12 protein-coding genes are annotated in these 15,113 nt (G+C 39.3%); 8 read left to right on the forward strand and 4 right to left on the reverse strand.

The window, feature by feature from the left end; translation table 11 throughout:
- Positions 1-84: 84 nt before the first annotated feature.
- From recO to RYH73_RS24750, 3 genes are read right to left on the reverse strand one after another with little or no spacing between them, the layout of a single operon-like run.
- Entirely contained in the window at positions 85-807 is a 723-nt protein-coding gene (recO, locus tag RYH73_RS24740) for a DNA repair protein RecO (RefSeq protein WP_335316133.1), read from the reverse strand.
- On the reverse strand, positions 797-1,171 hold the full coding sequence (locus tag RYH73_RS24745) for a diacylglycerol kinase family protein (protein WP_335316134.1): 375 nt from the start codon (positions 1,169-1,171) through the stop codon (positions 797-799). Before RYH73_RS24745 ends, recO begins: the two co-directional genes overlap by 11 nt.
- Position 1,172: 1 nt before the next feature.
- Positions 1,173-1,412, reverse strand: coding sequence for a signal peptidase (locus RYH73_RS24750; RefSeq protein WP_335316135.1), 240 nt, complete (start codon positions 1,410-1,412; stop codon positions 1,173-1,175).
- A gap of 170 nt (positions 1,413-1,582) precedes the next feature.
- Between RYH73_RS24750 and ileS the strand changes: the two genes are divergently transcribed.
- The 8 genes from ileS (at position 1,583) to dapA (ending at position 13,510) form a co-directional block, all read left to right on the forward strand.
- Positions 1,583-4,996 (forward strand): isoleucine--tRNA ligase, encoded by a 3,414-nt coding sequence (ileS, locus tag RYH73_RS24755; protein WP_335316136.1) that lies wholly within the window; start codon positions 1,583-1,585, stop codon positions 4,994-4,996.
- Between the two features lie 81 nt (positions 4,997-5,077).
- On the forward strand, positions 5,078-5,461 hold the full coding sequence (locus tag RYH73_RS24760) for a TraR/DksA family transcriptional regulator (protein ID WP_335316137.1): 384 nt from the start codon (positions 5,078-5,080) through the stop codon (positions 5,459-5,461).
- Positions 5,462-5,545: 84 nt separating this feature from the next.
- A complete protein-coding gene (locus RYH73_RS24765; protein WP_335316138.1) occupies positions 5,546-6,196 on the forward strand; it encodes a lipoprotein signal peptidase in 651 nt (216 codons plus the stop codon).
- A gap of 158 nt (positions 6,197-6,354) precedes the next feature.
- On the forward strand, positions 6,355-7,065 hold the full coding sequence (locus RYH73_RS24770; protein WP_335316139.1) for an SIMPL domain-containing protein: 711 nt from the start codon (positions 6,355-6,357) through the stop codon (positions 7,063-7,065).
- 145 nt (positions 7,066-7,210) lie between these two features.
- A complete protein-coding gene (gene acnA, locus RYH73_RS24775) occupies positions 7,211-9,934 on the forward strand; it encodes an aconitate hydratase AcnA (RefSeq protein WP_335316140.1) in 2,724 nt (907 codons plus the stop codon).
- 200 nt (positions 9,935-10,134) lie between these two features.
- Positions 10,135-10,320 (forward strand): hypothetical protein, encoded by a 186-nt coding sequence (locus RYH73_RS24780; protein WP_335316141.1) that lies wholly within the window; start codon positions 10,135-10,137, stop codon positions 10,318-10,320.
- Between the two features lie 205 nt (positions 10,321-10,525).
- Complete coding sequence (gene ligA / locus RYH73_RS24785) at positions 10,526-12,544, forward strand: NAD-dependent DNA ligase LigA (protein WP_335316142.1); 2,019 nt, start codon at positions 10,526-10,528, stop codon at positions 12,542-12,544.
- Between the two features lie 60 nt (positions 12,545-12,604).
- A complete protein-coding gene (gene dapA / locus RYH73_RS24790; protein ID WP_335316143.1) occupies positions 12,605-13,510 on the forward strand; it encodes a 4-hydroxy-tetrahydrodipicolinate synthase in 906 nt (301 codons plus the stop codon).
- A 92-nt stretch (positions 13,511-13,602) separates the two neighbouring features.
- Here the strand turns inward: dapA and RYH73_RS24795 are convergent, their stop codons facing one another.
- Positions 13,603-14,844 carry an aminotransferase class I/II-fold pyridoxal phosphate-dependent enzyme gene (locus RYH73_RS24795; protein ID WP_335316144.1) on the reverse strand — a complete coding sequence of 414 codons (1,242 nt, stop codon included), beginning with the start codon at positions 14,842-14,844 and terminating at the stop codon, positions 13,603-13,605.
- Between the last annotated feature and the right edge of the window lie 269 nt (positions 14,845-15,113).

The following is a 15,113-nucleotide window of genomic DNA, read 5'->3' on the forward strand; positions in this document are numbered from 1 at the left end:
TGACGTTATCAAAGAAAACAAAAGAATTAGTAAGTAATTTTTAGCGAACGTAAACAGGTTATTAATGTGCATAGTAGCTTCTATTTAGGCCAAGACCTCTTCCAATATTTCAAGTGATTTAATTTCACCCAAGCCGTCAATATGGAGTTGATAAAAATCGATTACTTTCTGCAGAAGTATTCTTCTGTCCTGATTGCCTATCCTCACCTTATTCAGCGCGGTTAAACTTGTATTTAGCAATTCATCCCATTGGCTAGTATGTGGCTCCTGCAAGACTAAAATATGGTTAGGTGTAAATCGTGTAAAAACACCTTCTTTAAGATCAAAATAAGTTTGGGTTGTTGAACGAGGTGTTGGGTAAAACCCTAAATACTTTGTAAGTTTCAGGAGAAAGGATAAATGAAAATTGACAGGCGTTTCCTCTACAGAATCTAACCAGCATATGGCATTGAAAAGATATTCAAAAAGTTTTTCATCCGGCCCCTGGTGCCTAATACTTTTATAAACGACTTCCGTCATAAACAAAGCCATAGAGCTTTTAATGATGTGATAAGGAATTCGTTGAAAAACAGGCAGCTGCCTTGCTTCTGCTATCCGGTTTAATCCACCAGTATTCTTTTGATAAACAACAAGATCCAATAAATGCAAGGGCTGTAATATATTAAGGTGAATCTTAGCCCTGGCCTTTTTCACCCCATTGATAAGGTAAGCCTGTACCCCAAATTTTTCTGTAAAGATTTGAGCCACTATACTGGTTTCAGCATAGGGGGTAGTCTTTAGCACGATTCCCCTGGTTTTATGTAACACGATCGAAATGCTTTATTACTTGTACAAGTTTAGGCAAAAAAATAATCATTCCAGCGACAATGGAAAATATGGCTACTAGCAAAACAGCAGCTGCAGCAGCGTCTTTTGCCTTTTTCGCTAGGGGGTGCCAGGTAGGTGATACTAAATTAGTTAAGGCTTCCAGTGCCGTATTAAATAACTCAGCCGCCAGCACAAGAAAAATCGATAAGAGGACCCAAAGCCACTCATTGCCGTTGATTTTCAACAAGAAACCCAACACGAGGGCAAGAAGGGCAACCAAACAATGAATTCTAAAATTCATTTCTGTTTTAAACGAATCACGAACACCGTCCCAAGCAAATCTCAAAGCAGATAAAAAGCCCATGCTATTTATTTTTGGAAGTCCGTTGCTCCTCTTCTCTGGATTCGAGGATACTTTGACGTTCGATTTTTCGAATTAAACTATATACAATCGTAACAAAGCCAACACCAAATAAGACCACGCCCAATGTTAATATAATTCCGTAGAAATCATTTTCCAATCTTTTCAAATACATGCCTAACATTCCGATCAAAATCCCAAGCACCGTAATTAAAATACCGCGTTTCAAATATTTATTCATCATACCGATAACAGCTAAACTGTCAGCTAAAGATAATAAAATTTAGCTTTGTAGCTACCTATAAGCATAAATCAAAGGAAAATACAGGAATAAGCATGGAAGACATTACATCACTTTCACTTTTCGCCTTAATATCTTAACTTTGCATCCTTAATTTTTGGATTAATACACTGATGTACAAGGAATATAAACAGCTCGATTTACCGAATATAGGCAACAATATTTTAGCTAATTGGCAGGCAAAGAATGTCTTTGAAAAAAGTATCACCAGTAGGCCATCAACAAAGCCATATACTTTTTATGAGGGCCCACCTTCAGCCAATGGTATGCCGGGTATACACCATGTCATGGCCAGAACAATAAAAGATATTTTCTGCCGGTATAAGACGTTAAAAGGTTTTCAGGTAAAAAGAAAAGGGGGATGGGATACGCATGGACTTCCCATCGAATTAGCCGTGGAAAAAACACTGGGTATTACCAAAGAAGATATCGGAAAGAAGATTTCGGTAGAAGAATATAACAATGCCTGCAAACGAGAGGTGATGCGTTATACAGACGTTTGGAATGATCTTACCGAAAAAATGGGTTATTGGGTTGACCTAAAAAATCCCTATATCACTTATCAAAATGAATATATAGAAACCATTTGGTGGATATTGAAGGAACTATATAAAAAAGATCTATTATACAAAGGTTATACAATTCAACCTTATTCCCCTGCTGCAGGAACGGGCTTAAGCTCCCATGAGTTGAATCAGCCGGGCACTTATAAACCAGTTAAAGACACTACCATCGTAGCTGAATTTAGAATCGTAAAAGATCAGATTCACCCTTTAATGCCGCAATTATTTGAAGAAGAAGGGGAGGACACAGCCATCATTGCATGGACGACAACACCTTGGACTTTACCTGCCAATTGTGCGCTCGTCGTAGGAAAAAACATCTCCTATGTAAAGATACGGACCTTTAACCCATATACCTTTGAACCGATCAGCATCGTTTTGGCAAAAGATCTCGTAGGTAAGTATTTCAAATCTGAAGCACAAGATCTTCCCTTCCAAGATTACAAAGAAGGCGACAAGCTGATTCCTTGGGAATTTGCGGCTGAATTTAAAGGTCAAGATCTGCTTAATTTACGTTATGAGCAACTGCTACCCTACGTGGTCAATGATGACTTACAAAAGAACGCATTCCGCGTCATACCAGGTGATTTTGTCACAACCGAAGATGGTACGGGAATCGTCCATGCGGCAGCTACATTTGGTGCAGACGACTTTAGGGCATGTCGCGAAAATGGGGTTCCCGGAGTTTTAGTAAAGGACGAAAATGGAAAGGATGTTCCGATTGTAGATAAGCGAGGAAGATTTGTGAAGGAAATCACCGATTTTGCTGGACGTTTTGTTAAAGAAGAGTATTATAGTGACGAAGAAAGACAGCATGCTGATTTTAAGCCAACTGATGTATTAATCGCCATTAAGTTAAAAGAAGAAAATAAAGCCTTTGATGTCAAACGATATGAGCACAGCTACCCACATTGTTGGCGGACAGACAAACCCATTCTGTACTATCCGTTGGATAGCTGGTTTATCAAAACCACTGCGGTTAAGGAGAAACTCGTTGCGCTGAACAAAACTATCAACTGGAAACCTGAAGCTACCGGAACCGGGCGATTTGGTAACTGGCTGGAAAATCTAGTTGATTGGAATCTATCTCGTTCAAGGTACTGGGGCACCCCTCTTCCTATCTGGCGTTCAGAAGACGAAAATGAAGAAATTTGTATCGGTTCAATACCGGAGTTACGTGATTATATCGAGTCCAGTTTGGCATCCAACGTATTAAATGAGGAAGAAAATGTCCGACTGCGTGAATACCTTGTAAAACTCGATACAGATAAATTTGATCTTCATCGCCCTTATGTAGATGACATTGTACTTGTATCTGCCAATAATCAGAAATTGTTTAGAGAACTGGATCTGATTGATGTGTGGTTCGATTCTGGATCAATGCCTTATGCACAATGGGGACTAGATCATAAAAAACTAGCGAATGGAGAGAAATTACCATTCAATGAAGGCTTTGAAGAAGCTTATCCTGCCGATTTCATCGCCGAAGGCGTCGATCAAACACGTGGATGGTTTTTTACGTTGCATGCAATAGCAACCATGCTTTGCGATTCCGTGGCCTTTAAAAATGTAGTTTCTAATGGGTTAGTACTTGATAAGAACGGAAATAAAATGTCCAAACGATTGGGTAACGCCGTAGATCCTTTTTCAACCATTTCAAAATACAGTGCAGATGCGACTCGTTGGTACATGATCAGCAACGCAGCACCTTGGGACAATTTAAAGTTTAACGAGGAAGGGCTAGATGAAGTTCGTCGTAAATTTTTTGGCACACTATATAACACCTACTCGTTCTTTGCCCTCTATGCCAACATTGACGGTTTCTCTTATCAGGAGGCAGAGATCAGCTATAAAAATCGTCCCGAAATTGATCGCTGGATTATATCACTCTTAAATAGCTTAACAAAAGAGGTAGATTCTTTCTATCATGATTTTGAACCAACAAAAGCGGCTCGGGCTATTCAAAATTTCGTAGATGAACATTTAAGTAATTGGTATGTGCGGTTATGCCGTAGGCGGTTCTGGAAAGGTGAGTATAGCCAAGATAAGATTTCCGCTTATCAAACGCTATACACTTGCTTAGATACTGTTGCCAAGTTGATGTCTCCAATTGCTCCATTTTTCAGTGATCAACTGTTCCTAGATCTTAATAAAGCAACACAAAAAGATCAAGCAGAATCTGTTCATCTTTCTTTCTATCCCGCTTTTGACGAATCCCTTGTTGATAAACGTTTGGAAGAACGGATGACACTCGCACAAGACATCTCATCGTTAACCCTCTCGCTGCGTAAAAAAGTTGGTATAAATGTTCGTCAACCGCTGAACAAAATTCTACTTCCCGTGTTAGATGATACATTCCGGGAAAAGGTAGAGAAGGTAAAAGATTTGATTTTATCAGAAACCAATATCAAAGAAATAGAGTTTATTAAGGATACTTCCGGGATTATACGAAAAAAAATCAGGCCCAACTTTAAAGCCTTGGGACCTAAGGTTGGGAAAGAGATGAAATCGGTAGCAGCAGCGATCCAAGCATTCGGCGAATCGGAAATCAATCAACTGGAAACATCCGGATCCTTCACCTTAGCAGAACCTACTTATACAATAGGTCTAGAGGATGTAGAAATCATTGCAGAAGATGTAGCCGGCTGGCAAGTAGCTAACTTAGATAAGCTTACGGTAGCTTTAGATGTTCATATTACATCTGTGCTAAAAAATGAGGGATTGGCACGTGAGCTGGTAAACCGTATACAGACACTTCGGAAAGAACTTAATTTTGAAGTAACAGATAAGATCAATGTGACGATCAGCAATAGTTCCCTAATTGCTGATGCTATTAAGGATAATTTATCCTATATTAGCACGGAGATCCTAGCCAACTCGTTTAAAGTTGAAGACAATTTAAGCAGTGGAGAGCGTGTTGAAATAGAAGAGACTGAGCTCAATGTATTAATTGAAAAAGTGTAGTTTTAGAATCTATAACCCTTACGATTAAAGGTCTTTTATAAAACCTTGGCAGATTTAGATTCTTGTTAAAAAATTTAAAAAATGGAAAACACAGCAAAGACACGTTACAGTGATGCCGAACTACAAGAGTTTAAAGAAATTATCTTAGAAAAACTTCGAGTAGCGAAAGAAGAATTAGCCTCTTTGACTAAGTCTTTAAGTAACCCAAATAGCAATGGCACAGATGACACGGCAGGTACTTTCAAAACATTGGAAGATGGTTCGGCTACGCTTGAGAAAGAGCAAATCAATCAATTAGCAGCTCGCCAAAAGAAATTCATCGACAATTTAGAAGCCGCGTTGGTTCGAATAGAGAACAAAACATATGGTGTATGCAGAGAAACAGGCAAGCTAATCCAAAAGGAGCGTTTGCGCGCAGTTCCTCATACAACCTTAAGTATGGAAGCCAAATTAAAACAATATTAACAACAAATTTAGCCATTTCCCATTAACCTGAGACACTCGTCTTCCTAATGGAAAATGGCTAATTGATTTTGTGCGAACGAACTAATGAAAGGATATACTAGACCGCTTTTCCTCGTATTAATTGTTTTATTTCTAGATCAGGCCATCAAATTCTGGATCAAGCTCAATATGACTTTAGGTCAGGAATTTAAAATCATAGGAAACCGGGCGCTCATTCATTTTACCGAAAACAACGGTATGGCTTTCGGTATGGAGTTTGGCGGCGAGAGTGGAAAGTTGGCGCTATCGGTGTTCCGTATACTCGCCGTACTGGGCATTGGATACGGATTGATCTATATGATTAAACGTAAGTATCATCGTGGGCTCATTCTATGTGTCGCGCTGATATTTGCAGGAGCAATGGGGAACATCATCGACTCTACGTTCTACGGTGTAATTTTCAGTGAAAGTACTTGGTACGAAAAAGCGCATCTATTCCCGGCAGGAGGTGGTTACAGCACGATATTCCATGGAAAGGTAGTGGATATGTTTTATTTTCCCTTATTGCAAGGAACATTTCCATCGTGGTTTCCACTATGGTCAAATGAAGAATTTATTTTCTTCAGGCCTGTATTCAATTTGGCAGATTCTGCCATTTCGGTTGGTGTAATCATTATACTCATCTTTCAGAAACGCTACTTTAAAGAAGAAATTCAAGAATCCGCCAGTTATCACAGTGAAGTAATTGAAGAATAAAATTTTAAAATTACAGTTGATTGTAGCATTTTCTTTTATCGTCACGTTCTATATTAAAATATAAAACTTATAACAAGTCGGTGAAAGGCGTATGGATCAGCAGAATTAATTGCCATATTTGTACGAGCTTCATCACTTTAGAAGAAAAACTTATGCAGATGAAAAAAATATTAGCAGCAGTATTGTTAGGAACAATCGCATTATCGGCTTCAGCACAAAATATCGATACAAGGAGGAAGATAGAAGTGTACGGGGCTGCTGAGGAAGAGATAACGCCGGATATTATTTATGTATCAATATCTTTAAAAGAATATTTTAAAGATAATAATAACAAAAATAAGGTAACGATCGATGAACTTGAAAGACAGTTATCAACTGCAGTAAAGAAAGCTGGAATAAAAGAAGCAGATTTCACAATAGAGAATATATCCAGTTATAACTATATCGATCCCAAGAAGAAAAAAGATCCAGGTTTTTTGGCTAGTAAACAATATAAGGTAAAGGTAAGCAATCTGAATGCTATTAACAGTATCCTATCAAGTGTGGATGAAAAAGGGATTCAGTCCACTAATGTTGCCGGCTATGACCATAGCAGGATGACTGAAATACGGAATGAACTTCGCATAAAAGCCGTAAAAAATGCTCAAGAGAAAGCAGCGGTGCTTGCACAAGCCTTAGGCGACACCTTAGGAAAGGCTTTGGAAGTGAACGATAATAATACCGATGCAGGCAGTCCGCAAGCCATGTATAATACGATGGCTCTACGAGGAAAGGCTTCTGCTGATTTTGCACCCCAAGAATCATTAGATATAGATTTTAAGAAAATTAAAGTTAACTATCAATTCAGGGTTGTGTTCGAGCTAAAATAATAAATACAGAACTATATCTTTAAGCCAAGAGAAGCAAACCTCTTGGCTTTTTTTTTGCTCGAGTCATTTAAAATTCAAGAACCGGGTTACCAAAAACATTTTGTTATAAAATGAAGTTTTATAATAACACGAAAACTAAACTAAAATGGATAAACAAATAGCCTCCCTTCGTCAACTGCAGAACAGCGGAAAGCAAATAGAAAAGCTTCCGTTTTCCATTCGAATTTTATTGGAGAATGTTATACGCAATCATGATGGATTTTCTATTACCGATGAACATGTAGAAACACTCGTTCAGTGGGAGCCAAGCGGTACCGATAAGGAGATTCCTTTTAAACCTGCTCGGGTACTTATGCAGGATTTTACCGGTGTACCTGCGGTTGTTGATATTGCCTCCATTAGAGCAGAAGTAATACGAAAAGGAAAAGATGGAAATAAAATCAATCCTGCGATCCCGGTTGATCTAGTAATTGACCACTCAGTTCAGGTAGATTACTTTGGTACTGATTACGCTTATGAACGAAATGTCGACCTCGAATATGAACGGAATGCAGAACGGTATCAATTGTTAAAATGGGCTCAAAAAGGATTAAATAACTTCACTGTGGTGCCACCGGGAATGGGCATCTGCCATCAAGTTAATCTTGAATATCTAGCCAAGGGTATTATCGATCGAGATGGATGGTATTTTCCTGACACATTGGTAGGTACAGATTCTCATACACCTATGGTTAACGGAATTGGTGTTCTAGGTTGGGGTGTCGGTGGTATCGAAGCGGAAGCGGCCATGTTGGGTCAACCAATATATTTTACTTGCCCACAAGTCGTCGGCTTAAAGCTAACAGGAAAAATACCCGAAGGATGTACCGCAACAGACATGGTATTAGCCATTACAAAGCTGCTTCGAGATTATGGTGTAGTTGGTAAATTTGTGGAAGTATTTGGAGAGGGGCTCGACAACTTGACGGTAACCGATCGTGCAACCATTTCAAATATGTCACCCGAATTCGGTTGTACAGTAACTTATTTCCCCATCGATCACCAAACCCTCGATTATATGCAGCGAACGAATCGGTCGGAGGAACATATTCGTTTGGTAGAAGCATATTGTAAAGAGAATCTCTTATGGCGTAAAGGCGATGAAATGATTCAATACACTGATATCCTTTATCTGGATTTAAGTACGTTGGAACCGACAGTCGCCGGCCCTAAAAGACCCCAGGATAAGATTTTGATTAAGGATCTTTATCTTAAATTTGGTGAATTATTAAACAAAGAATATAGTCGTACCTACGTGCCCTATAAAGATAGAGCCGTAAATACCTGGTTATCTGAAGGGGGGTCCAGAACACAATTTACTCCTGGAAGATCGCAACCTTCGTCACAGACAACCGTTAAAAGTGATCAGCTAAAAACAGTAAGGATAATTAACAATAACCAGGAATATGAATTAAGTGATGGTTCCATTGTTATAGCTGCCATCACCAGTTGTACGAATACCTCCAATCCTGCTGTAATGATCGGTGCAGGCCTCGTAGCCCGAAAAGCGGTGGCTCGCGGCTTACGCACCAAATCGTGGGTCAAAACCAGCTTAGCCCCCGGTTCAAAAGTAGTAACAGCTTATTTGGAGCGCTCAGGCCTATTAGAAGACCTCGAAGCGTTACGATTCCATCACGTAGGTTATGGATGTACTTCCTGTATTGGAAATAGCGGTCCCTTACCACCTCATATAGCAGAGGCCGTTGACCAAGCGGAACTCGTTGTCACGTCCATTTTAAGCGGTAATCGAAATTTTGAGGCGCGCGTACATCCCCAAGTAAAAATGAATTTCCTCGCCTCTCCGATGCTTGTAGTAGTCTATGCACTTATTGGTAGAATTGATGTAGATATTCTTCATGACCCAATCGATACCGACCCCAACGGAGAGCCTGTTTATCTAAAAGATATTTGGCCAACCCAAGAAGAAATTAGTCAAGTTATCCAATCATCCCTAAAACAGGCTGATTTCAAAAAAGTATATGATGTCATCTTTGATGGAAACGAGCAATGGCAAAATCTGATAGCTCCTACAGGGACAGACTATCAATGGGACGAGAACTCTACTTATATACAAGAAGCACCTTTCTTTAAAAATATCAGTGATGAGCTTAGCCCGATCCGTGATATCGAGGGTGCACGGGTTTTATTATATTTGGGTGATTCTGTAACCACAGATCATATCTCTCCAGCCGGTTCGTTCAAGTCAGATACCGCTGCAGGTCAATATTTGAAAAGCAAGGGAGTTGCTGTTAAGGATTTCAACTCATATGGATCCAGGCGCGGCAATCATGAGGTTATGGTGCGAGGGACATTTGCCAATGTTCGTATTAAAAATAGAATTTCCGACAAAGAAGGAGGCTATACAACCTACTTTAAAACTGGAGAAACACAGAACATTTATGAAGCTGCTTCTAACTATCAAAAGGATGCCATCCCACTTATTATTCTGGCGGGTAAAGAATACGGTAGCGGTTCATCGAGAGATTGGGCGGCAAAGGGTACGAATCTACTTGGCGTTAAGGCAGTGATTGCAGAAAGTTTCGAGCGTATACATCGAAGCAATTTAGTGGGTATGGGCGTAGCGCCATTGGAATTTTTACCTGGTGAAAATGCTGATATACTGGGTCTAACAGGTAAAGAAACTTTTTATATTAAAGGCCTGGCAGATCAGCTGATACCACATAAAATCCTCGAGGTAGACGTGTTGGACGAACAAGGGAAAAACTTATCTTTTAAAGTAAAAGCTCGATTTGATTCGGCGATTGAAATAGCATATTATAAAAACGGCGGTATATTACATTATGTTTTAAGAAATTTTCTAAAAGCATAACTTGCAAAAACAGGGTTTCAGCGTACTAATTGTCAGCTTGTTAACCTATATTTGTGAATATTTTCTCTCGTTAAGCACAAAATAATATTAAATTTCATTTTTTATATTTTTTTTCTTATATTTATGTTTTACGATCAATAAAAACCTGAAATCACGTTACGTGTTTTATTTTTATTTAAAAAGCAAGGAGGGATTAGGAAATGAAGAAATTATTTTTAGTGTTGATGGCAGCGATTTATTCAAACGCAGCATTGTCCAACCAAGTGGGCGTTGCGGAAGAGTACAGTACGCCCAAAGCAGTAGCCTATCTTGTTATTGGCGTTATTTTGGTCACCATCATCGTAACAGTGCTCTACAAGCGTCCTAAACGTAAATTTAACGAATAAATAGTACCCTTTAGAAGGGTACTATTTTATAAACCACACCTTTCTTCTATTACTTATAATTTTCTTATCTCTTATTCAATTAATTCAATAGCTTTAAAGCATACTGTATACCTATTTCAAAAATAAGGTTTCTCAGGCCCTGAAAAACGCGCGCGCTAAAATCACAGATTGATTCAGAGAACTAGAAATTTTATTAACTTCGCATATGCAAAGGAACGATGCATTAAGTCGCATAGAAGCACTAACTAAAGAGCTAAACGATCACAATTACAAATATTATGTACTCGCACAACCGAGTATATCTGACTTTGATTTTGACCACAAATTGGCAGAATTAGCTGCGCTGGAAAAAGAATATCCCGAATTTCTAGACCCTGATTCTCCAACTCAAAAAGTTGGCGGGGATATTACCAAGCAATTTAAAACCGTTCGCCACAAATGGCCTATGCTCTCTTTGAGCAACACCTATAGCGAAAAAGAGCTCAAAGATTTCGACGAGCGAGTACGCAAAGTACTGGGAGACGATTTTGAATATGTTTGCGAACTTAAATTTGACGGGTTGTCGATTAGCTTAACTTATGAACACGGTGTACTCACGAGAGGGGTCACCAGAGGAGACGGCACACAAGGTGACGAAGTAACCACCAATATAAAAACGATAAAAAGTGTTCCGAATAAAATTAAATCAGGTCAGTTTCCTGATCTCTTTGAGATTCGGGGCGAAGTTTTTATGCATCGGGCAGCATTTGAACGGCTAAATAAAGAACGGGTAGAAAATGAGGAAATCCCCTATGCTAATCCACGTAATTTCGCGGCAGGTACTATTAAACTACAAGATTCCTCAGAAGTAGCGAGACGCCCCTTGGATTGCTTTCTTTATTTCCTGTATATGGATAATCGCGACCGTGTATACGCAACACACTGGGAGAGCTTAGAAGCTGTCAAATCTTGGGGCTTTCATGTTTGTGAACATACGAAGCTCTGCCGTACTATTGATGAAGTTTTGCAGTTTATTGGATATTGGGATGACGCAAGACATAATCTTTCATACGATATTGACGGGATTGTCATTAAAGTGAACAGCTATGCACAACAACACGAGCTCGGTTTTACGGCAAAATCACCGCGTTGGGCAATAGCTTATAAATACAAAGCAGAAGAGGTGGAGACAATTCTTAAATCCGTAAGTTATCAAGTAGGAAGAACAGGTGCTGTAACGCCGGTTGCTAATCTAGAACCGGTACAATTATCCGGTACAACGGTGAAAAGAGCTACACTTCACAATGCCAACGAGATTGTACGACTCGATCTCCATGAGCTGGATACTGTTATGGTAGAGAAAGGTGGCGAGATCATTCCGAAGATCATCGGTGTTAACAAAGATAAGCGCGTCCCTGATACGAAGCAAATAACCTATCCTATATGCTGTCCTGTATGTGGTACGACTTTAATTCGCAAAGAAGGAGAGGCTGTACATTACTGTCCTAATGAATTAGGATGTCCTCCGCAAATCGTCGGGAAAATTCAACATTTTATTAGTAGAAAAGCGATGGATATCGAGGGTATGGGAAATGAAACCGTTGAAGTATTATACAAAAAGGGTTTACTAAAGCAAATAAGCGACCTCTATCAATTACATCTTCATAAAGAAGAGCTTGAACAGATTGAACGTTTCGGTGAAAAGTCTATCAATAACATGCTTCTCGGTATTCAAAAATCAAAAGAGCAACCTTTTCAGAAAGTGTTATTTGGTCTAGGAATCCGCTATGTTGGTGAAACGATTGCTAAAAAGCTCGCCACTAGTTTTAAAAACATAGATCACCTAATTCAAGCTAATGAGGAAGAAATCGCTGCTGTTGACGAGATCGGCGAAAGGATAGCACGGAGCGTTAAGGAATATTTCAGCAATGAACTTCATCTACAACAGGTTACTATCTTAAAAAACGAGGATTTGCAATTTGCAATTGTTGAAGAGGAATTTCAGCTGAATAGCGATAAGCTGGTCGATAAGTCATTCGTTATATCCGGTGTTTTCGAAAATTATAGTCGAGAAGACTTGGGAAAAATCATTGTTCAGAATGGCGGAAAGCTATTAAGCAGCATTAGTGCAAAGTTAGACTATTTAATAGCAGGCGACAAAATGGGGCCGTCAAAACTTGCAAAAGCTCAGAAACTTAACATCCCCATCATTTCTGAAGAGGAGTTAATAAAAATGATTCAGTAGCTTTGCAATATATTTCCCGTGAATACAAAAGAATAAGTAATAAATCAAATATAAAAAGGAATGAATAGCCTACATGGTGCCGGAGTGGCATTAGTAACCCCATTCAATAGCGATGGGAGTATCGACTTCGAGGGATTAGCTAATTTGATCGAATATCAAATAGAAGGAGGGATGGATTACCTGGTTAGCATGGGTACAACCGGGGAAGTAGCTACCTTGACAAAAGAGGAGAAGAAGCATATTTTAGACTTTACCGCAGAAAAAGTGGCAGGCCGTGTCCCCTTGGTTGCTGGTTTTGGAGGGAATAACACCGCCGAGTTAGTAGCACAGATAAAGGAATTTAAGAACCCTGCTTATCAAGCCATTTTATCGGTAAGTCCCTATTATAACAAACCAACCCAAGAAGGAATTTATCAACATTATAAGGCAATAGCGCAAGCTACTACACTCCCTATCATCTTATATAATGTACCTGGGAGAACAGGTAGTATGATAAATGTGGACACCATTATTCGCCTGGCCAATGATTTTGACAATATCGTCGGTGTAAAAGAGGCCTCTGCCAATTTTGAACACTTTACACGTATTATGGCCAACAAACCAGATGCATTCCTGTTAATTTCAGGCGACGACGCACTTACACTCCCCATGATGTCATTAGGAGCGGTAGGAGTAATCACGGTTGTAGGCAATGCTTTTCCAAAACAAACACAGCAATTAGTTAGGTATTGCAATGAATGGCATTATGAGGAAGCCCGTAAACTTCACTATGAATTACTAAACATTGATGATCTTTGTTTCATTGAGGGAAATCCAGCAGGTGTGAAAGAAATGCTTCAAGAACTTGGTGTATGCAAGAATCATGTACGCTTACCATTGGTCGGTGTCGGGGAAGAAACCAAGCGGAGGATTGCGATAGCGGTTAAGGATTTGCAAGTTAAAACAAAACTTACCGCGGCAAATTAAATTAAGCGACATTTAAAAAGATAAGCCTACCGGTATTCCGGTAGGCTTATCTTTTTACAAAACGTAAAAGAAAACTTAGTCATTCCTTTTTATTATGCCGGCACTACTTGTTGCTCTCTATAGTGGCCATTATTTAGTTTTTCTGCAATTTCAGAGAACGCAAAAATTGTCCGCTTAACGTCTTCGAGCGTATGCATTGCTGTCGGAATCAATCTCAATTCAATCTGTCCCTTTGGAATTACGGGGTAAACAACAATAGAACAGAAAATACCATAGTTTTCTCTCAAATCCATGGTTAAGGCCGTCGCTTCCGATAAATCGCCTTTCAAAAACACAGGCGTTACCATGGTATTTGTATGGCCAATATCAAATCCATTATCTCTTAGGCCCTTCTGTAAGGACAAAGCAACTTCCCAAAGCTTCTCTCTAAGCCCGGGTTCTCCTTTCAATAACTCCAGACGTTTTTGTAAACCAACAACCATAGGCATTGGCAAAGACTTCGCAAAGGTTTGAGAGCGCATGTTATAACGCAAGAACGTCACGATCTCTTCTTTGGCTGCGACAAAAGCACCAATACCGGCCATTGACTTCGCGAAAGTCCCAAAGTAAATATCCACGCCATCTATACAGTTCTGTGCCTCGTGTGTTCCGGCGCCTGTTGGCCCCATTGTACCAAAACCATGTGCATCGTCTACGAGTAGTCTGAAACTAAATTTTCTTTTTAGCGCATTGATCTCCTTTAACTTGCCCTGCGCTCCAGACATACCGAACACTCCTTCTGTAATAACCAATATAGCTCCACCTGTTTGCTCAACGATCTTAGTGGCACGTTCTAATTGCTTTTTACAACTTTCTACATCGTTATGTTGATAAACATATCGTTTACCCATATGTAAACGAACGCCGTCTATAATACAAGCATGCGATTCGGCATCATATACGATCACATCATTCCTGTCCACCAGTGCGTCTATGATAGATACCATCCCCTGATAACCATAGTTTAGAAGAAAAGCATCTTCCTTTCCTACAAACGTGGCCAAATCTTGCTCTAAGATTTCATGTTGATTTGAATTACCAGACATCATCCTTGCTCCCATGGGGTAGGCCATACCGTACGACTTTGCGGCCTCAGCATCTGCTGCACGCACTTCCGGATGGTTTGCTAAACCTAGATAGTTGTTTAAGCTCCAAACAAGATGGTCTTTCCCTCTAAATTTCATGTGTGCACCGATCTCCCCTTCCAGTTTTGGAAAAGAAAAATAACCATGAGACCATTTGTGATGTTGTCCAATTGGACCTAAATTTTTTGATATTTTATCGAATAAATCCAAAGTAAATACGTTTAATTTAATTAATACCTCTCAAAACCACAAATCCAACTTAGGTCTTTTTTAGAAAACAAATTGAATGCATCCCTTTAAGGATTCGTGCTAAAGGGTTTGTCACTGCTATTCTGATTTCTTAAAAGCCACAATACGTGGTTATTAAATTGTTTACAAAGATAAAGTTTCACCGCAGAATTATCAACTTTCTAGTGAACCATAATCGAAATGGGTATAAAAACTTCTCTTTTATGTATTTTTTTAAACAAAAAGGCCAG

This window comes from Olivibacter sp. CPCC 100613, assembly GCF_036959255.1.
GTDB lineage: Bacteria > Bacteroidota > Bacteroidia > Sphingobacteriales > Sphingobacteriaceae > Olivibacter.

Excerpts from the sequence above, each read along its gene's own strand:
- RYH73_RS24770 (WP_335316139.1), top strand. The coding sequence starts at position 6,355 with ATGAAAAAAATATTAGCAGCAGTATTGTTAGGAACAATCGCATTATCG.
- RYH73_RS24750 (WP_335316135.1), bottom strand. The coding sequence starts at position 1,412 with ATGATGAATAAATATTTGAAACGCGGTATTTTAATTACGGTGCTTGGG.
- ileS (WP_335316136.1), top strand. The coding sequence starts at position 1,583 with ATGTACAAGGAATATAAACAGCTCGATTTACCGAATATAGGCAACAAT.
- RYH73_RS24745 (WP_335316134.1), bottom strand. The coding sequence starts at position 1,171 with ATGGGCTTTTTATCTGCTTTGAGATTTGCTTGGGACGGTGTTCGTGAT.
- RYH73_RS24780 (WP_335316141.1), top strand. The coding sequence starts at position 10,135 with ATGAAGAAATTATTTTTAGTGTTGATGGCAGCGATTTATTCAAACGCA.
- ligA (WP_335316142.1), top strand. The coding sequence starts at position 10,526 with ATGCAAAGGAACGATGCATTAAGTCGCATAGAAGCACTAACTAAAGAG.
- RYH73_RS24760 (WP_335316137.1), top strand. The coding sequence starts at position 5,078 with ATGGAAAACACAGCAAAGACACGTTACAGTGATGCCGAACTACAAGAG.
- acnA (WP_335316140.1), top strand. The coding sequence starts at position 7,211 with ATGGATAAACAAATAGCCTCCCTTCGTCAACTGCAGAACAGCGGAAAG.
- RYH73_RS24765 (WP_335316138.1), top strand. The coding sequence starts at position 5,546 with ATGAAAGGATATACTAGACCGCTTTTCCTCGTATTAATTGTTTTATTT.
- dapA (WP_335316143.1), top strand. The coding sequence starts at position 12,605 with ATGAATAGCCTACATGGTGCCGGAGTGGCATTAGTAACCCCATTCAAT.